This window comes from Methanomicrobia archaeon (assembly GCA_016930255.1).
GTDB lineage: Archaea > Halobacteriota > Syntropharchaeia > Alkanophagales > Methanospirareceae > JACGMN01.
This window is the reverse complement of sequence record JAFGHB010000027.1, coordinates 16,623-35,235: the sequence shown is the minus strand read 5'-3', so window position 1 is coordinate 35,235 and position 18,613 is coordinate 16,623. Positions and strand designations below refer to the sequence as shown.

General features: G+C 51.6%; 12 protein-coding genes and 1 other RNA gene. 6 read left to right on the top strand and 7 right to left on the bottom strand.

Going from position 1 to position 18,613, the window contains the following annotated elements:
* Positions 1-126 precede the first annotated feature (126 nt).
* Positions 127-1,200 carry a tRNA-intron lyase gene (gene endA / locus JW878_04715; protein ID MBN1762364.1) on the bottom strand — a complete coding sequence of 358 codons (1,074 nt, stop codon included), beginning with the start codon at positions 1,198-1,200 and terminating at the stop codon, positions 127-129.
* A 210-nt stretch (positions 1,201-1,410) separates the two neighbouring features.
* Between endA and alaS the strand changes: the two genes are divergently transcribed.
* Together alaS and JW878_04705 are read left to right on the top strand one after the other, a co-directional pair.
* Positions 1,411-4,212, top strand: a complete 2,802-nt coding sequence (alaS, locus tag JW878_04710) for an alanine--tRNA ligase (protein ID MBN1762363.1) — start codon at positions 1,411-1,413, stop codon at positions 4,210-4,212.
* A gap of 32 nt (positions 4,213-4,244) precedes the next feature.
* Positions 4,245-4,907 carry an NAD-binding protein gene (locus tag JW878_04705; protein MBN1762362.1) on the top strand — a complete coding sequence of 221 codons (663 nt, stop codon included), beginning with the start codon at positions 4,245-4,247 and terminating at the stop codon, positions 4,905-4,907.
* 118 nt (positions 4,908-5,025) lie between these two features.
* Here the strand turns inward: JW878_04705 and JW878_04700 are convergent, their stop codons facing one another.
* The gene (locus tag JW878_04700) at positions 5,026-6,483 is read right to left on the bottom strand and encodes a TrkH family potassium uptake protein (GenBank protein ID MBN1762361.1); all 1,458 of its coding nucleotides are present in this window, start codon (positions 6,481-6,483) and stop codon (positions 5,026-5,028) included.
* 178 nt (positions 6,484-6,661) lie between these two features.
* Here JW878_04700 and JW878_04695 point away from each other — a divergent pair, with 178 nt between their 5' ends.
* The 3 genes from JW878_04695 to JW878_04685 are packed head-to-tail and all read left to right on the top strand — an operon-like array spanning position 6,662 to position 11,657.
* Complete coding sequence (locus tag JW878_04695) at positions 6,662-8,119, top strand: TrkH family potassium uptake protein (protein MBN1762360.1); 1,458 nt, start codon at positions 6,662-6,664, stop codon at positions 8,117-8,119.
* 56 nt (positions 8,120-8,175) lie between these two features.
* Positions 8,176-9,006: a universal stress protein gene (locus JW878_04690; GenBank protein MBN1762359.1), complete on the top strand. Its 831-nt coding sequence runs from the start codon at positions 8,176-8,178 to the stop codon at positions 9,004-9,006.
* Positions 9,003-11,657, top strand: a complete 2,655-nt coding sequence (locus tag JW878_04685) for a cation-transporting P-type ATPase (protein MBN1762358.1) — start codon at positions 9,003-9,005, stop codon at positions 11,655-11,657. Before JW878_04690 ends, JW878_04685 begins: the two co-directional genes overlap by 4 nt.
* A gap of 339 nt (positions 11,658-11,996) precedes the next feature.
* On the opposite strand, the gene ffs is transcribed toward JW878_04685, so the two are convergent.
* The 5 genes from ffs to JW878_04660 form a co-directional block, all read right to left on the bottom strand.
* An RNA gene (gene ffs, locus JW878_04680) (signal recognition particle sRNA) lies at positions 11,997-12,310 on the bottom strand.
* A gap of 151 nt (positions 12,311-12,461) precedes the next feature.
* Positions 12,462-13,526, bottom strand: coding sequence for a phosphotransacetylase family protein (locus JW878_04675; GenBank protein ID MBN1762357.1), 1,065 nt, complete (start codon positions 13,524-13,526; stop codon positions 12,462-12,464).
* Between the two features lie 114 nt (positions 13,527-13,640).
* The gene (locus tag JW878_04670) at positions 13,641-15,752 is read right to left on the bottom strand and encodes an acetate--CoA ligase family protein (GenBank protein ID MBN1762356.1); all 2,112 of its coding nucleotides are present in this window, start codon (positions 15,750-15,752) and stop codon (positions 13,641-13,643) included.
* 203 nt (positions 15,753-15,955) lie between these two features.
* Positions 15,956-16,249, bottom strand: coding sequence for a winged helix-turn-helix transcriptional regulator (locus tag JW878_04665; GenBank protein MBN1762355.1), 294 nt, complete (start codon positions 16,247-16,249; stop codon positions 15,956-15,958).
* 144 nt (positions 16,250-16,393) lie between these two features.
* Positions 16,394-16,810, bottom strand: coding sequence for a winged helix-turn-helix transcriptional regulator (locus tag JW878_04660; GenBank protein ID MBN1762354.1), 417 nt, complete (start codon positions 16,808-16,810; stop codon positions 16,394-16,396).
* A gap of 221 nt (positions 16,811-17,031) precedes the next feature.
* Between JW878_04660 and JW878_04655 the strand changes: the two genes are divergently transcribed.
* On the top strand, positions 17,032-18,573 hold the full coding sequence (locus JW878_04655) for a methanogenesis marker 3 protein (GenBank protein MBN1762353.1): 1,542 nt from the start codon (positions 17,032-17,034) through the stop codon (positions 18,571-18,573).
* Positions 18,574-18,613: the final 40 nt, after the last annotated feature.

Sequence of the window (18,613 nt, the reverse complement as noted above, 5' to 3'; positions counted from 1 at the left end):
TTTTGAGGAATTTTCATCACGGCTTAGTTTCGCGCATGGCTGGATCGAGCGGTTTCTAGGCGAGGGTGTTAAGTATGAATTGTTTGGGTTTTGACTATAAATGGGGCTTATTTGCAAACTTTTGTCTTACAGCTTCATCCTGCCTATGACCACATATCTGATTCTGCTTTCCTCACCAGCGGCCGTTTTGAACGAGAAAACCATCCGCTTCTTCACGCCGTGCGCCAACCGTACTGCGCGTGCCAATTCAGGCATTGAGAAAACATGCTCGTGGGGGAGCACATGGATCAAATCAAGCGAATGTTTTTGATCCAGCGCCTTGTAAACTCTGAAATGCGAGCCAAATTTAAAACCCGTCTTTGCTGTCAGCCCTTTTTCCCGTAAATCCGTGTAAACTGCGTATTTAGCCATGAAATTGCTCTCTACGCGTGCTGCATGCTCGACGAACGCATCGAAATCGAGATCCAGCAGCCCTCTCTTTATCAAATATGCCGCTTCAACGAACGACAGGAGTAGCCGATTCTCCTTCGTTAATGTGCCGTAAAAATCGTTCTTGTGGATGTCCGCCGCTAAGTCGGTATCCCACAAGATTACCTTATCACCAAGTAAAAACGCTTTACCGCTCTCTTTTCCGTCTCCTCCTCCGCGCGTCGCGCGCTTGCCAATTGCATCAAACGTTGCTCCCTTCACTTCGTAGTACGTGATGTCACTTTCGTCATCCACGACCGCAATGATTGGCTCCTTACGCATGTTATGCGCTAAATCAATGAGTCCCTCCAAGTCCTTTACCGCTAAGAATTCACGCTCTGATAAAATGCGGATGAAATACCGCGCTGGCTTCGCGCCCGGTTTCGCACCGCGTGGATAAAGCCAAAAATCAATTCCCCCTGGCTGCACGAAATAGCCGCGCTCCTTCAGATCCTTGTAGACGATGTAGCGCGCTCCAAAGTTCGGAACGAACTCCAATGAATGCTCCAAGAACTCTTCAAACGTTAAAACGTGCTTTTTTCCCCGCCCTTTCGTGATTACCAGCTTCCCCGCTTCGAGCAGAAACGCAGCCTCCTCCAGCGATAGCGTGACGTTACTCTCGCTTTCATCCGTTCCACCTTTACCCGTCTTCCGGCCGTACCCGCGAAACTCAGAGCTATCTGCGTCAAGCTCTGTTACCACGACCTGACCGCCCGAAAGTATCCCCTGCATCGTTACTAAATAAGAGAAACGCTTTCTTAGTAAGAAAAAGTTTTAGGGCACTAAATCCGTAGGTAGTTTATCGCTTATTCATTCCATGACAAGCTGTCATCCCTCCCTTCACACTGCTAAACGAAGACCGAAGAGACGGAAGCGAACGGTCGTGAAGAAAGAAAACAAAAAGCTTTTTAAGTCTCGCTTCCCCATCTGCATAAGAAAAAAATGAAGAACGAGGATTACGCACTGGAATACTTCAAGGAGAACGGATTCACAAGGAAGCACTGCGAGAAGTGCGGCTCGTACTTCTGGGCTCGTGACGGTGAGAGAGCGACGTGCGGCGATGCCCCCTGTGAGATTTATTCGTTTATTGGCTCGCCCATCTTCAAAGAGCGAAGTCCGGATGAGGTACGAGAAGCATTCCTCTCCTTCTTCGAGCAGCGTTCTCACACACGACTGAGCAGGTATCCGGTAGTAGCGCGCTGGCGCGACGATATTTATCTCACCATCGCTTCGATTGCTGATTTTCAACCGTTTGTAACGTCCGGCAAAGTCCCACCGCCTGCGAACCCGCTCGTCATCTCGCAACCCTGTATACGGCTTGAAGACCTCGAATCCATAGGTAAGAGCGGTCGTCACTTAACCGCTTTCGAGATGATGGGCCATCACGCCTTCAATAAACGAGGCGTGGAAGAGATATACTGGAAGAACGAGACCGTGAGGTACTGCGATGAGTTTTTGCAGCAAGTTGGCGTGGCTACGGAGAGTGTAACGTATAAGGAAGCGCCGTGGATGGGAGGCGGCAATGCGGGACCGTGTCTCGAAGTCATCTCCGGCGGATTAGAGCTTGCCACACTTGTCTTCATGGATCTCGAGCGATCCCCGCGCGGTGACATACACTTGGGAGGTCAACCGTATCATAAGATGGACACGTACATCGTGGACACCGGCTACGGGCTGGAGCGCTTTGTTTGGGCTTCTAAAGGCACGCCGACGGTCTATGACGCGATGTTTCCGGACGTGATACGTGAGTTGGTAAACGCCGCGGGAATCGAGCATCCGTTAGAGACACATCCCGAGCTGATTTTAAAGCAGGCGAGTTGGTCCGGCGCTCTGAGCCGGGTCGCGATAGCAGAGCAGTTGGGTATCTCACTTGAAGAACTTCAAGCCATAGTGGGGCCAATAGAAACAATCTATGCGGTTGCCGATCATACAAAATGCCTGGCGTTCATGCTCGCCGATGGCATCGTGCCTTCCAATGCGAAAGAGGGCTATCTGGCGCGATTGGTCTTACGACGAGCGTTCCGGATGTTAAAATCGCTCGAAATAGAAACTCCGCTGGAAGAGATCATACTCCTGCAGATAAAAACGCTCAGAAACTCTTTCCCTGAGTTGCTCCGAGCGATAGATCGAATCGTCGAAATCGTCTCGCTCGAGCAGCAGCGATATAACGAGACACTCGTAAAAGGCGAGCGAATCATAAAGCAGCTCGTTACGGAATATAAAAATAAACCAGAGCAAACAGTACCCATTGACCAGCTCATTAATTTATACGATACGCACGGTCTACCGCCGGAATTTGTGAAAGACGTGGTATCCACCTTGAAGAACACGAAATCAGGGAATGAAGTACGCGTGGATATTCCCGAGGACTTTTACACGCTGGTCGCTCGTATGCACAGTGAGGAACAGAAGGAGGAGGTGGAGCCCTCTGTAGAAGGTATGAGAGAGAAGATGAAGACAATTCCGGCGACGATAAAGCTGTATTATGAGGAGCCTTCAGCTTTAGCGTTCGAAGCTACGGTTCTCGCTGTGGTTGATGATTCTGTTGTGCTGGATAAGACGCTCTTCTTCCCGGAGGGCGGTGGCCAACCTGCGGATACCGGCTCCTTGACGGTGGTGCAGCAGAACGGTGAAGAGCGTGCGGAGCCCGTAAGGGTCGTGGATGTGCAGGAAGTTGAGGGCGTTATCCTTCATAAACTCGAGGACGGAACGCTAAGCACAGGATCGAAAGTATCCGGGCGTGTGGATCCTAAGCGGCGAACCGCGCACAAGAAGCATCACACTGCAACGCACATCGTCGTCTGTGCAGCGCGAAAGGTGCTGGGCGATCACGTCTGGCAAGCGGGCGCGCAGAAGGGTGAAAAGCGAGCAAGGATTGATATCGCGCACTTCAAGCGGATCTCTGATGCTGAGCGAAAAGAAATCGAAATGCTTGCAAACCAGATCGTCATGGATAATCTGGAGATACATACGGGTTTTGTGGATCGAACCGAAGCAGAGCGGAAATACGGCTCTCGTATTTATCAGGGCGGCGTGCCTGTCGGTGAGAAGATACGAATAGTACGAATCGGCGAGGACGAGGATGTACAGGCGTGTGCGGGTACACATCTGTCGAAGACGGGCGAGTGCGGCCCGATAAAGATCTTGCGCATCGAGCGAATACAGGATGGTATCGAGCGATTGGAGTACGCAGCAGGAGAAGCTGCAATCGAGGCGATACAAGCGCAGGAAGACCTGATAAAGCAGTCAGCTACCGTATTAAAAGTCCCCCCGGAGAAACTGCCCTCTGTGGCTGAACGGTTCTTTGAGGAATGGAAAGAGTTAAGGAAAGAGAACGAGCGGCTGCAAGGTGAAATTGCAGAATTGGAGCTCGAGCGGCTGCAAGGGCAAGCGCAAGAAATAGAAGGCGTTCACGTAATTGCCGCGGTGGTGCCCGAGCCCACTCCGAAGGCGTTGAGGAGTATTTCATCACAGCTTGCAGAACAGGGTAACACGACGATGCTCGTCAGTGGTTCATCGGGTAGTTGCGTTTATGAAGTCCCTGCTCAGTTGAGCGACAGGATAAATGCTAACGAGTGGTTACAGCACGTTTCCCAGAGATACGGGGGCGGTGGTGGCGGAACCGCGACGCTCGCTCAGGGTGGCGGTGTAAAGATAGAACTGGTGGATAAAGCTCTTGACGAAGGGTTAAGATACGTAAAAGAGAAATTAAGTAAGGAAAAAATAGAAACTGATATTATTTAGTAGAGACAAAACGATAAGCGAGGTGCTCGGTTTTGTACCTGATCATAGTAGGGCTCGGCGGAATCGGCAAGAATCTGGTGGACATCGCGACGAAAGACAAGAATGACGTGGTGGTCATAGATGAGATGGAGAAGCGGTGCAAGGAGATCGCGGAGAAATACGATGTCCTCACGATCGTTGGCGATGCAACGCAGAAATCAACCTTAGAGGAAGCGAATGCGCAACGGGCGAACGCGCTCATCGCCACCACCTCGGACGATGCGGATAACTTGATGATGGCGCTCACGGCAAAGGAACTGGGTACAAAGAATACCATCGCCGTGGTGAATCAGGAAGAGCACGTGGATATGTTCAAGAAAGCGAACGTCACCATGCTTGAAAACCCGGACATGACCGTTGCGCGGCATCTCTACCTCTCGGCGAAACGACCGAAGATAAAAGATTTTCTTACTATCGGTGGGGGGAAGGCTGAGATATTTGAGGTCGTGGTCTCTGAGGATTCGCGTGCCGTAGGTAAGGAGTTGTCGCAACTGAATATAAAGAAAGGGATCGTGGTAGCGATAGAGCGAAATAGCGATGTAATCATGCCGAAAGGGGATACGGTCATCGAAGCCGGCGATCACGTAACGATATTCGCGAAGGCGAAGGAAGTAGAGGCGATAAGTGCCCTCTTCGCCCATGACAAAGTCTTCTGAGTTAAGTGCCTGCTAGACGGTATTAGTTAGATGGAGGGAACGGCAGGCAGTTGCGTCTTTCTTCTTGTTTCTGCGTGCATTTCGATTGAATTTAATCACGGCAGAAACGGCGCACGCATCACCTTTTCCAAAATGCGGGTGAGAGCAGAACGAAGACGGTGAAGATCTCTAACCGCCCCAGCCACATGCAAAAGGACAAAATGAGTTTCCCTATCGTTGGAACAGAGGCGTAATTGGCCGCTACAAGACCAAAGCCGGGACCGACATTGCCGAGGGTCGTTGCTACGGAAGAGGCAGCGCTGAGTATGTCTAAGCCCAACGCAGCCATGGCAATTGAGCCCAGAGCGAAGACCATGATATAAGAGATGAAGAACGCACTGATCCCTTGAATGATGTCCTCAGAGATCGGCTTACCACCGATCTTCAGTACGAAGATCGCATGAGGATAGAGTATCCTGTGAATCCGCTGCTTGATGGTTTTGAGCAGCACGTAGATCCTGATGACTTTTATGCTCCCGCCGGTTGACCCGCCGCAGCCGCCAATGAACATCAGACTCAACAGCACGATCTTGGCCAAATGTGACCACGCATCAAAATCCGCGGTGGTGAAGCCCGTCGTGGTCATGAACGAGATAGCCTGAAAGCCGCCATAGCGGAATGCATCGAGCAATGAGGAGTAATAGTTCCGGATGTACAAATCGGCGACTAAGATGGCAATAGCCGCGAACATAAAGAAGCAATAGGCCTGAAATTCCCTGTTCGCCAGTATCTTCCGGGGATTTCTCACCAGCGAGTAGTGCAAGATGAAGTTCATCCCGCCGAGGAACATGAAGACCATGATAATGAAGTCAGCTCGGGGGTTCATGTAGCCGGCGATGTTTGCAGGATCAGGAGAAAAGCCACCCGTCGGCAGCGTGCTGAAGGTATTGCAAAGCGCGTGATACAAGGGCATCTTTGCCACGAAGAACAGCGCCAATACTTCTATAAAGGTCAATACCACGTAGATCGACCAGAGCATTCGTGCGGTCACCTGTACTCGCGGTCGAATCCGTTCTGCCATCGGTCCCGGGAATTCGCGGTCGAACAACTGGCTGCCCGCAATGCCGAAGGTCGGAAGAATCGCAATGAAGAGCAGAATGACGCCCATACCGCCAATCCACTGCGTGAAACTTCGCCAGAAAATGATACTGCGATCGACCTGATCAAGGTTCAGCATCACGGTGGAGCCCGTGGTGGTGAAGCCCGCCATGGACTCAAAAAAAGCGTCAATTGGACTTAACGTCGCTGAGAAGATGTAGGGAAGCGCACCGAAAAAGGCAACCGCGAGCCACCCCAGGGCAACAATGGCAAACCCTTCTCGTCTCTTTATCACCCCCGTCGTACCCACTTTCTTCTCCAAAATCAATCCGAAGATGACGGTCATCGCCAGCGGGATGAGCCAGGTTTGAACCATGAAGAACGTGAGACGTACTGGTCGGTCGCCATACCAGAATGCCACGGCCAGCGGCACAATCATCATGATACCGAGATACTTGATGACGCTCCCAACGCTGCCGAAAACGATCCGGTTGTCCATGCACCTATTCCCTTTTTACAAAGGAGAATCATACTTAATTAAAGAAAAAAGCACAAGGTTCTTTTTATCGAAGTGTTTGATTGATAGATATAACCACGGTAAAAAATAAACCAGAGGGAAAGGGAGATTTTAGACTTACTCTTTAACGTGCTACTACGAACGCAGGAGTGGATGATACGTGTTTCCAAACTTGAGAATCGTGCTTAAAGATCTCGGCAGTATTCTGGGTATTGTGGGAGTTCTCATGCTCGTGCTGCTCATCGTCTCTGGCTTTTTCAATGAGCTCTTCCTCCTGGACGCCGTGCTCCTGATCGCTCTTTCTACTCTTGGCCTCGGCTTACTGCTCAGACATTTCTGCAGGAGCGAGAAAGAGCCCGAGCTGAAACACGCTATGATTACGGCAGCATTAGCGTGGCTCATTGTCCCCGCAGTTAGCTCACTCCTGTTCATCTTCATTGAAGGCATGAACCCCCTCGATTCTTTCTTCGAGGGCATGTCCGGTTGGACGGGGACGGGATTGACGATGGTCGCGCATCCTTCTGCGCTTACGCATACGGTGCAGTTCTGGCGAAGCTTGATGCAGTGGGTGGGCGGCATTGGAGTGATTGTGCTGATGGTGACGATCTTAGCGCGTCCGGGAACGGCTTCCTCTCTCCTTTACAAAGCGGAAGCGCGCGAGGAGAAGATACACCCGAGCGTTATCTCCACCGTGCGCATCATCTGGTGGATTTATCTCCTTCTCACTGCCTTCGGCATCGCGCTCTTTTATCTCGCGGGCATGAGTGCCTGGGAAGCGATAAATCACGCGATGACCGGTATTGGAACCGGTGGGTTTTCTATAACCGATACCAGCATAGCTTTTTATAACAATCCCCAGATCGAACTGGCGATCATACCCCTAATGATCCTCGGGGCCATCCCGTTTCTGGTGCATTACCGGGTATTAAAAGGGGATATAAAAGCGTTTCTGAATGATATGCAATGCCGAGCCCTTTTTGTCATACTCCTCCTGCTGTTCATCCCCCTCTTTTTGGAGAACTATTTCACCGCCTACGGTTCTCTCGTTGCCTCTTTCCGGTTCTCTGCCTTTCAACTCATCTCTGGAATCACCTGCACTGGATTCCAGACGACCAATGTGCGACTCTGGTCAGGAACTGCGCTCGGTATAGTAGCTCTCGCGATGATTATCGGTGGCGGGGCGGGCTCGACGGCCGGTGGGATTAAACTTATAAAGGCAGTAATAGCGTGGAAGGGGATTAGGTGGTCATTAACAAAAACGCTCTTACCGAGAAGGGCGATAAAAGGCATTCGATTCGGGGACAGGTTCTTAAATGAAGATCAATTCAACCGAATCTCATCAGCAGCAAATTCGGTCATCCTCCTCTGGATCGTATTCTTGTTCCTCGGTGTAGGTGTGTTAGCACACGTCGTCGCCGCCCAGTACACCTTGAGCGAAATTGTATTTGAAGTTGCTTCGGCACAGGGGAATGTGGGGCTGTCCACGGGCATCACCAACGCAGGCCTCTCGAGTATCGGGAAAGTGATGCTGATAGTGAACATGTGGATCGGTCGTCTGGAGATCATTCCGGCTTTGATGGTTTTCCGTTCGCTCATTAAGGGATTCGAGCCGCTATAAGTCAAAAGGTAGATCACGCACTATATACTTATAGCCTGTATAAAGGAGCAGACCAAATGGTAAGGGGGGATACATCATATCGGAAAATAGTATCCGCGGTGGATGGCTCGTTCCATTCCGAACTCGCAGCTCGCCATGCCATAGCCATCGCCACCTCATGCGGGAGTGAATTGATCGTCCTTGCGGTTGATACCGGCGAGGTGGAGCGGGAGGATTTATCCGCTGCCGTGGAACGCGTCTGCCACCAGGCAGGGGGCTGTGGTATCCACCCGAGCGGCGCGGTTCGAAGCGGGGAAGTTGTAAAAACCATACTCGACGCGGTTACCGGAGAACATGCCGACCTGGTAGTCGCAGCTACCCGCAGGGGAGATCATCGCTTCTTTGTGCGGAGCATCACTCAGAAGCTCATGCTCAAAGCGCCGTGCTCCGTCCTCGCCGTGAAACCCGCAGGAATAGCGAAGAGGGGGAAGAGCATGCTCGTACCCGTTGCGCACAGAGAAAACAACCCCGGCGAACGGATACTGCTCACCTCGAGCCTTGCTGCCTATTACCACTATCAGGTCGAGCTCCTGCATGTGGTCGAGCGCCAGCACTGGTATTACCTCCCTACAGAAAAGCTCCAGAAACTCCGCCGTTATGGCGAGGGGAATATGATGCCAGTGACAAAGGCACTGAAGGAAAAAGGTGTCCCGGTTGAGATGCGCGCCGTAGTGGCGTCCAGTAGCACCACGGCCATTCTCAAGGAAGCGGCGATCGGAAGACACACGCTTGTGCTCGTGGGAGCAAGTCGAAGGGGGGTCTTAAAACAGGTAGTAGCCGGTAATCCAATCGAAGAACTGTTATCCCACATACTCTGTGACGTCTTAGTCTGGAGACCACAACCATGAAGATTCACACCCTCTCGAAAGAGCAGGTGCTCCGAGAACTGAATACTACTGAATTGGGCTTAACGAGCAAGGAAGCAGAAAGACGGCTCGGGGATTTCGGAGCAAATGTAATCGTTAAGCGAAAACAGGTTCGCCGGACATATCAATTCGCATCCCACCTGGTGAACTGGTTCGCGATACTCCTGTGGATCGCCGCCGGACTCGCCATTCTCGCAAGCCGCCTTGGAGAGGATGTGAGCATGGCAAACCTGGGCTATGCGATAATCATAGTGATCTTCATCAACGGCTTCTTCTCCTTTCTGCAGGAATACCGTGCGGAGAAAGCTTCAGAGGCGTTAAAAAAGTTGATGCCACATCAAGCCCGCGTGATTCGAGGTGGCGAGGAAGTACAGATACCCGCAAAAGAGATCGTGCCCGGAGACATCGTGGTGGTGCAGGAAGGCGACCGTGTGCCTGCAGATGCACGAGTGATCAAAGCGGTTGACCTTGCCGTGGACAACTCTACCCTGACGGGCGAATCAGAGCCGCAACCAAGGACGGATCTTCCCGAAGAGAGCGATATCGAATTTGCTAACCTTATCTATTCCGGATCGACCGTGGTGCGGGGGAATGGTATCGCGGCAGTCTTTGCCACCGGCATGGCGACGGAATTTGGGAAGATAGCCCATCTCACGCAGGAGGTGGGAGAGGCGCCTACACCGCTTCAGCGAGAGCTTACCCTGGTGATTCGTGTCATTGCCAGTATAGCAATCGGTCTCGGCCTGATATTTTTCGCCGCCGGGGATCTCATCGGCATAACCGTCTGGGACAACTTCCTCTTTGCCATTGGTATTATCGTGGCGTGCGTTCCTGAGGGGCTGCTGCCCACAGTCACGTTATCCCTCTCCCTTGCTACTCAGCGCATGGCAAAGAAGAATGCGCTCGTAAAGAGGCTCTCATCAGTGGAGACATTGGGAGATGCGACCGTGATATGCACGGATAAAACCGGGACCATCACGAAGAACGAGATGACCCTCGAGTACCTTTACACAGCACCCACCGGCAGTAGCAGAATAAGTCAAGCGGAGCCGTGCGAATTGCTGCTCGGCGCGATCCTGTGCAACAATGCGAAAGTAGAAGGAAACAAGGTAATTGGTGAGCCGACCGAGGCGGCACTTCTGCGAGCTGCACTGGCCGTCATGGACGAGGTGCAAACTCAGTGGGAACGCGTGGAGGAACTCGCCTTCACTCCGGAACGGAAGATGATGAGCACGGTGAACCGTAAAGATGACGTACTCGTACTCTACGCGAAGGGTGCACCCGAGATCATACTTGCAGGATGCACTCGCATTGCTGCGGGGAAAAACGCCTCCAAAAACCTTGGTGCGGAGGACAGGGAGCGAATAAAAGCGCAAGTCTCGGATTATGCGAGCAGGGGCATGCGCGTGATGGCGTTTGCCAAAAAGCAGCTCGATGATGAGTACCAGCGAGAAACGCTCGAGGATGGGCTGGTGTTCCTCGGACTCGCCGCGCTCTGGGATCCGCCCCGCGAGGAAGTGCCGCGTGCGGTGGAAAAATGCAAACAGGCTGGCATCACCGTCATACTCATAACGGGCGACAGTCCGGAGACGGGAAGGGCAATCGCAAAGGAGGTGGGGATAGCAAGCGATCCCGTGACGATCACCGGCCGTGAACTGGACGGGATGAGCAATGCAGAGCTTGAAGACGCGCTCAGAGGTGAGGTGCTCTTTGCGCGAGCCACGCCGACTCATAAGCTCCGCATCGTGAGGACCTTACGGGACATGGGGGCGATCGTGGCGGTAACCGGTGACGGCGTCAATGACGCACCGGCGCTTAAAGAGGCGGATATCGGCATTGCTATGGGTAAAGCAGGAACTGATGTCGCGCGAGAATCGGCTGATATGATTCTGATAGATGATAACTTCGCCACGATTGTATCGGCAATAGAAGAAGGGCGAACCGTTTTCGATAATATTCGGAGTTTCATCACGTATATCTTCTCGCATCTTACCCCGGAGATCGTACCCTACCTCCTCTTCATACTCCTCCGTATACCACTCCCCATTACCGTGATTCAGATCCTCGCCATCGACCTCGGCACGGAGATGGTGCCCTCCATAGCTCTTGGCGCCGAGAAGCCAGAACCGGACGTGATGACACGCTCGCCACGGAGCCGCAACGAACGACTCCTCACCCGGGGCAGCCTCGCGCGGTCATATCTGTTCCTCGGGCTCATCGAGGCAATCGCAGCCCTGACCGGCTATTACTTCGTCTTAAAAAGTGGCGGATGGAGCTATGGGATGAGCCTCTCACAAGTAGATCCGCTTTACCTCAGGGCAACCTCCATCACCTTTGCGGCTATCGTGGTCGCACAGATGGCCAACGGCTTAACCTGTCGATCGGCCAAGGAATCCCTCTTTAAAATAGGACTCCTGACCAACAAATATCTGCTTCTTGGTATAGCTCTCGAGATACTCCTGGTGCTCGCCATCATCTACACCCCGCCTTTACAGCACATAATTGGCACTACGGCGCTCACTCTCGGTGATTGGCTCATTCTCCTGCCATTTGCCGTCCTTCTCTTTAGCGCGGATGAAATCAGAAAATTGATGGTACGAACAATTCACCGCTCTAAGAACATCAATCCCTGAAAAAACGGTGTAGCCGGACTGACTGAACGGCACTTTCAATGGAAGAATTTGTGCGATCCGCTATACGGTAAGGTAAAAAGAACGTGGGTTGAGCTTTTTCAGCAGGTTCTTTTGATAAACCACTTCTTTGAGTTCTTTGATCAAACTTTCTTTAAGCCCTTACAGTAAACCCTTTCAGGGTTTTCGGGGACGTGGGCAGAGCCCACGATGCGGGGTCGTGGGGCGTGCCCAGTATAAATATCCTTTGCCTAACCTTTCTTGCTGCAGGAGAGATAGTTCTTTTGATAAACCTTTTCTTTGAGTTCTTTGATTAAACTTTCTTTCAAAGAAAGTTTGATTGTGCGGGCACGCCCTCAGTCGACACCGTCGCCATCAACCAGGCCCTCAAGGTCTTTCTCCACACCACTATCCTCCGAGCGCCAACGTTCACAGTGAGTCTGCTCCCTTCCGGGCCTGAACCGATCTCCATGACAAAGGCATGGCAACAGGCCCTCCAGCCAGCCACCATACCACCGCCAACCCCGCAGGGCGGTGCTTCTTCGTCCAACCGTGAGCTGAAATTGGTAGCCACAGAGCCTTCCTCAGGCTTCGCCCCTCGCATATCGGCGATTTCGAGTTACAGAGGACGCCTAACCCTCCAGGCTAGCCCGCACAAATTACTCATAGTCGCCGCAGTAAATAAAACATTTCTTCGTCTCTCTTCGAGAAACGGTTTCAACTGCTCCCTTTCTGATAACGCTTCCCCAAATCCGTTTGGTTGGTTATGCATGTGACTGCGAAAAGGTGAAAAGAGATCAAAAGAGATCAGCCGAGATAGTCCATCAACTTGTCGAGATCCAGGAACCGCTCGGCAAGTTCTTTCACCTTCCCTATCTTCGCGTCGCCACGTATTCGCGCCTTTCCGAACACTTCGTCCACTTTCTCCAGCGTGGTGAACGTATCGTCCGCAACCAGAATGACCGGAACTCCTTTTTCTTCCGCCTTTCCCAGTATCGCCCCGGTGGGTTCTAAATTGCCGGTCAGGAGAAGGCAGTTTATCGTGCCCGTCTCCAATGCGAGGTTCTGCAAATCCGCACGATCTCCACCGGTTATCAATGCCGCACGCCGTACACGCCGGAAATATTTGAGGGCTGCTGGCGGTGACATCGCTCCGATCAACAACTCCTCGATTATCACCTCTTCGCCCGGCTTGCATTTTATCAACCACTCACCGTTCAAAGCCTCCGCGATTTCACGCACCGATAACCCGGCAAGGAGCGGACTGAAAGGCAGCGTACCCAGCAGCTCTATCCCTTCCTTCTGCAAAAACCGCTCGTTAATCGCCGTGACGTACGCTGTCTTATAGCCTGCGAGCTGATTGAAGACGATGAATCGAAGTCGCTCGCCAAGGATGTCGCGTGCAGTCAGGATTTTGTCAAGGACGAAGTCGCTCGTGTATTTCGCGATCATGAGTATATCCAGATCCAGCATCGCTGATACGTCCGAGTCACAAAGCCCCAGTGCTTTCCCGAATTTGTACTCGCCGCCGCTCTCCACCAGGACGATATCCTTACCATCTGCTACCCTCCCGTAAGAATCCACAACGCTTTTCTGTAATTCTACGGGGTTCGCAGAACGAGCGAATTCCACGTACGGCCGGTTCAGCGTGACCGGGCAGACATCCCCGAGAGCGTCCCCCGTGTCCAGCACCATAGCAGTATTGTACGCATCTTCGTCGACGAGCTGATCGCCTATTCGAGTGGTGCCGACGCCAAGCGGTTTGAAGTAACCAACGGTATAGCCTTTCTCGCGTAGTAGCAGCCCGAGGGCTATGATCAACGCACTCTTTCCCGAGTATTCCTCGATAGACGAAATAAGTAAGCTTTTCATCTGCTCGCACCTCGCTTAGCGCGGTATTTCACTATCCTGTCAACGTCTCTATCCGCCACCTCAACCTTCATTCCTATCCTACGTGGTATAACGCCATAAGCGCACATATAACCATTACCTCCCTCCATCTCCCCGAATTACTTTCACGTCGATCACACAGCACCCTCTGCCCTGCTCAAAGACTCTAATGGGATTTAAATCGGCTTCGAGTATCTCCGGGCACTCCGTACTGAGCTGTGAGAACCTGAGCAAGACGTCGAGTAACGAATCGATGTCGGACATAGGCTCGCCTCGTGTGCCCCGTAATATCCTATACGCCTTCACCGTCTCGATCATCTCCTGCGCGTCGACCTTGCTCAGTGGTGCAATCCCGAACGAGACGTCCTTGAAGACCTCGACGTAAATCCCGCCCAGGCCGAACATGAGTAAAGGCCCGAAGTGCATGTCCCGTTTCATACCAACAATCACCTCCCTTCCGCCTTCCACCATCTGTTGAACAAGAACGCCATCTATTCGCCTCGCACTCGTGTACCGCTCAGCGCGGTGCACAATCTCAAAGAAGGACCGTTCAACCTCTTCGCTCGTCACGCCCAGCTTTACACAACCCACATCCGTTTTATGCACGATATCTGGTGACAGGATCTTCATGGCTACCGGATAGCCGATGCGGTCTGCGATTTCGAGCGCTGCTTCCGCCGTTTCCGCTTTGCCATACGGCGACACGGGAATGCCATACGTCTCTAACATTTCAAAGCCCTCCACGCCGATGCTCAGTCTTGACCCTTCTCGATCTATGCGCGTACATAACCGCTCAAAGGCGTTTCTGTCAACGTCGTAGTGCGGCGGGGGAGTGTACACTTTTTTGCGACTTTTGCTGTATTCGTTGACCGCGTGAAGCGCGTTCACCGCCCGTACCGGGTCGAAGTAATTGGTAATTCCTCGCTTTTTAAAGCGCTCCACGGTACGTGTAACCGCCGTACCGCTCATGAACACGGGTACAATCGGTTTTTGAGCGTTCAGTTCCAGTACGTAATTACCAGCCTTCTCAAAGTCTATTGACGCAGTTGGCGAGAGAATAGCGATTATCCCACCCACGTTTTTATCCTCAGCAACGATACCGAGAGCGTTTCCAAATTTGCCTGAATCCGCATCTCCGCGCACATCTACGGGATTATAAAAATTGGCAAGCTGTAATGCGTGGAGTTTTTCAATCGTTGCCCGCTCAAACGACGCGAGTGTAAGTCCGAACTCCTCGATTGCATCTGCAGCCATAACGCCCGGCCCACCGGAATTCGTCACGATCGCTATGTCGCCGTCTACGTGGCGAACGCGCGAAAGGATACGCGAAAAATCGAACAGGTCCTCGATTGAATTCGCTTCCACCACGCCTGCTTGACGAAACGCCGTTCTGTACGCGGCTACGCTGCCCGCTATGCTGCCGGTGTGGCTCGAAGCAGCTTTCGCTCCCGCTTCCGTCTTGCCGCTCTTCATCACGACCACGGGCTTCGTTCTCGATACACGCCGCACGACCTCCATGAATCTCCTGCCGTCGCGCACGTCCTCGAGATACAGCGTCACCACATCCGTATCGTCGTCCGTGGCGAGATATTCCAGGAAGTCGCATTCGTCAAGAACCGCCTTGTTTCCCAGAGAGACCACTTTGCTGAACCCCATATTCGCCACGACTGCCCAGTCGATAACCGCCAGTGCGAACGCCCCTGACTGGCTTAAGAACGCGATCGCACCCCTTGCAGGTGTCACTGTACCGAACGTCGCATTTAAATTCGCATGCGTATTTATGATACCCAAACAGTTCGGACCGACGAGGTTCATGTGGTACTTCTCGCTTATACGAGCAAGTTCTGATTCGAGAACTGCGCCTTCTCGTCCCGCCTCCTTAAAGCCCGCGGAGATGACCACCACGTTTCTTATTTCCCGCTCACCACACTGTTCGAGGACTTCAGGAACCGCGGCGGCCGGAACTGCGATAACCGCGAGGTCCACTGGATCTTCTATTTGAATAACCGACGGATAGCACGGGGCGTCAAAAATCTGCGTGTAGTTCGGATTGACTGCATAAAGCCTTCTCGCCTCTTCTCCCGTCTGCCCTCTCGAGCGATCCTGAACTGCGCGTAGGTTCTTCAGGAGGGTGTTGCCAACTTTTCCTTCCCTCACACTCGCTCCCACTACTGCTATACTTCCGGGATTGAAAAAGCGATCGAGCATGGGATTGGTACTCAACAATTTCTTTTTAATCCCATTAAAAGTAGCTAAGGCGAACGCCACATGTACCCTGCATTTCCGTCACCGTTCGCCTCAGCAAACTCATAGTGGTACTGACACACGTAACGTGTGCCGCCTCACGGCCTGAGAGCAAGCACCCTATCTTACAAATTCCCGCGATGCTGCCTGCGCGCAAAACGAAACCATCAAAGATTTTTCTTTATCTTCGTGATCACTTCGTCCACTTTCTTCGTCACCCAATACTTCCTTATCGCCTTTCCCTTCGACTTCGGATTTTCCGAGATCTCGTACTTACTGTTCACGAAGCCGCTTTCCTCTAAAGCAAGCAGATGGTAAGAAACGAGTCGCCGCTCTTCGCCCAGCGCTTTACTTATCGCATTGATGTGCATCGGCTTTTCTACCAGCAATTCCACGATCTTAAATCGTATCGGGTGCAGTAGCACATGCGCTTCCTTTACTAACTCCTCTTCGAGTTTCATGCTACTTTTTTCCATTAATGCGGTTTATAAACTTTTCGATTTTGCACGGAGTATAGTATATGTCCTATTTATATCCCAAGTTATCTCAGATCACGAGAAATAGACTCACTCAAGAACGGGAGGGTAATAAATGCCGGATAAAAATTAAGCCCTGTTCTTAAGCTCTGAAAGCGCCTCTTCCGCCTTCTCGGTCACACTGTATTTCCTCATCACTTTTCCCTTTAATCCCTGCAGTTGGGATATCTCGCGGTCATCACCCAAAAGACCTTCCTCTTCCAGAATAAGGAACTGATATGAAATGCGGCCTTTGTCCGTCACGCCATATTTCTTTCCCGCTTTTCGGTTTGCTCTCGGCTCCTGAGGGAAGTCGAATTTACTGCTCACGAAGCCATGTTCCTCTAGTGTAAGGAGATGATAAGAAACGAGTCGCCTGTCTTCACCAAGCGCCGCAATTAACTCATTTATATGCCTCGGTTTCTCAGCAAGCAGTTCCGCAATCCTATATCTCGTTGGATGCAAAAGAAGGTGCGCTTCCTTCACTAGCCTATCCTCGATATTCATGCTAATTCATCTTGCTAATTACACTTTATAAGCTTTTCGCTTTCTTGCATTAGATTGACATAGGGTCAGTTTGATTGACCGTAGATATCCCTTCCCGCGCTCTTCATCTACCCTGGGCACTCTTGGGAGGGTTTTCACGGCTTTTACGATCAAAGATTTTTTCGGGAGCCCCTCAAAAAAAGAAAAACTTTAAAAGGTGGTCACACCCTAACAATAGTGTTATGAAAGTTATATTTAACGGTGAGCCCCGAGAAGTCAAAAGTACGCGGTTGGGGGATATTATCAAGGAGTTAGACGGCGCATACAAACCCGGCTGTATAATCGCGGTCGTCGCGGAGAAGAAGGGCGGGGAATTGAAGAACGAATTTGCCTTGCAAACGACAAAAGGCGAGGCACGAATAAAGATCACGGGAAAAAAAAAGACCGAGGCTTTGTCCTTATTTCTTGAGATTCATAAAAACTTTCAGCAGGATGTGTACGGAAAGATAGGCTGGCTAAGCGAGGATGTAACCGCTATTGGGCCTTTTGGATCGAGTCTAAACGTAGAACGGAGTGTGCATGCTTATAAGAAATGGGATGTGTTCTTTGGCTTTGGTGGTTTTGATCCTGGCATGACCTATCTCATGATAAGCAGGCGAGAGCATGAGGCTGCTTATGGTACCGGCGCTGATGCCGTTATTGGTAGATTAACGCGAGGGAGAAGCATTATTGCTGCGTTAGGCGAAACGGATAGGATCGAGTCGATAACGCCGATCGTAACAGAGGCGGAGCGGATCGGTTTCGTCACTACTGACTTGAATACCACGATAAAAGACGGCCAGGAGATATTCACCTATATGAAGATACGACTCTCACAAGACGCACCGATGTCAAGTGAACATTTCCTATCGCTCGCACGGGACAATATTTTCCACGTTGACGATCGTACGCACACGTATATTGCTACTGATACTATGAGAGGGTTGAGTTTGCCTCCTGAGCCCATTCAGTATCGTTCGAAGTATTACCTCACTGCAAGAAATAAAGGCGTTAATAAGGGGCGAGTCTACGCGTATAAAGGCAGCCGATTGCCCAACCCGTCTCATAACGTCTTTGGCGAGATCGTTCAGGGCGGAGACCTGATAGACCATGCAAAAAAGGGGAATATGATTTATACGATGACCGAGCCGAAGTGGATGATGATCGTGGGGCGAACACAGAAGGATGCCGAGGAGTTCTTCGAGCAGTGGGATATCGAGCAGGTACGAGAAGGGAATACGGATGATGACGCGATCGTTGTGGACCAGGTACCGGCATTGACAATGGAGATTATGGAACACGGGACTGTAAGGACCGTGGGTGTAGAAGAAGAGGTCGTATTTGACGTGAAGATCTACCATGAAGAAGCGCCTCAGACCGTGTGGTATTTCAAGAAGGTTAGCGGGCTGATTAACCGGCCGATTGGGCATTTAAAAGTGCATTTCACGGTTCCCGGAATGCTGGTTCTCTTTGAAGGGAACGCTAATGAGGCTGGAACGCTCGTCCCCGAGAACGTGCCAAAGAAGGAAGTTAAAAAGGGTGTGCTTGGCGTTACTAACATGTCTCGATCGAACAAAGGGATGATGGGGATACGACTGGAGAAGAATAAAGAATACGGACCTACCGGTGAAACCTTCGGTGGTGCCAATATCGTCCTCTCGATTCAGGACCTCACACCGTCTACGATGTCTTTTCTCAGCAAGCTCAAAGAAGGGGATGTTATTTACGTGAAAGAGAAGCAGTAAAAACGTTAAACACGCACCCTCATAGCTACCTACTTTTACC

What these genes read in the sequence shown, in the direction of transcription:
- endA (MBN1762364.1), bottom strand. Translation starts at nt 1,200, where the DNA reads ATGCAGGGGATACTTTCGGGCGGTCAGGTCGTGGTAACAGAGCTTGAC.
- alaS (MBN1762363.1), top strand. Translation starts at nt 1,411, where the DNA reads ATGAAGAACGAGGATTACGCACTGGAATACTTCAAGGAGAACGGATTC.
- JW878_04700 (MBN1762361.1), bottom strand. Translation starts at nt 6,483, where the DNA reads ATGGACAACCGGATCGTTTTCGGCAGCGTTGGGAGCGTCATCAAGTAT.
- JW878_04690 (MBN1762359.1), top strand. Translation starts at nt 8,176, where the DNA reads ATGGTAAGGGGGGATACATCATATCGGAAAATAGTATCCGCGGTGGAT.
- JW878_04685 (MBN1762358.1), top strand. Translation starts at nt 9,003, where the DNA reads ATGAAGATTCACACCCTCTCGAAAGAGCAGGTGCTCCGAGAACTGAAT.
- JW878_04675 (MBN1762357.1), bottom strand. Translation starts at nt 13,526, where the DNA reads ATGAAAAGCTTACTTATTTCGTCTATCGAGGAATACTCGGGAAAGAGT.
- JW878_04670 (MBN1762356.1), bottom strand. Translation starts at nt 15,752, where the DNA reads ATGCTCGATCGCTTTTTCAATCCCGGAAGTATAGCAGTAGTGGGAGCG.
- JW878_04665 (MBN1762355.1), bottom strand. Translation starts at nt 16,249, where the DNA reads ATGAAACTCGAAGAGGAGTTAGTAAAGGAAGCGCATGTGCTACTGCAC.
- JW878_04660 (MBN1762354.1), bottom strand. Translation starts at nt 16,810, where the DNA reads ATGAATATCGAGGATAGGCTAGTGAAGGAAGCGCACCTTCTTTTGCAT.
- JW878_04655 (MBN1762353.1), top strand. Translation starts at nt 17,032, where the DNA reads ATGAAAGTTATATTTAACGGTGAGCCCCGAGAAGTCAAAAGTACGCGG.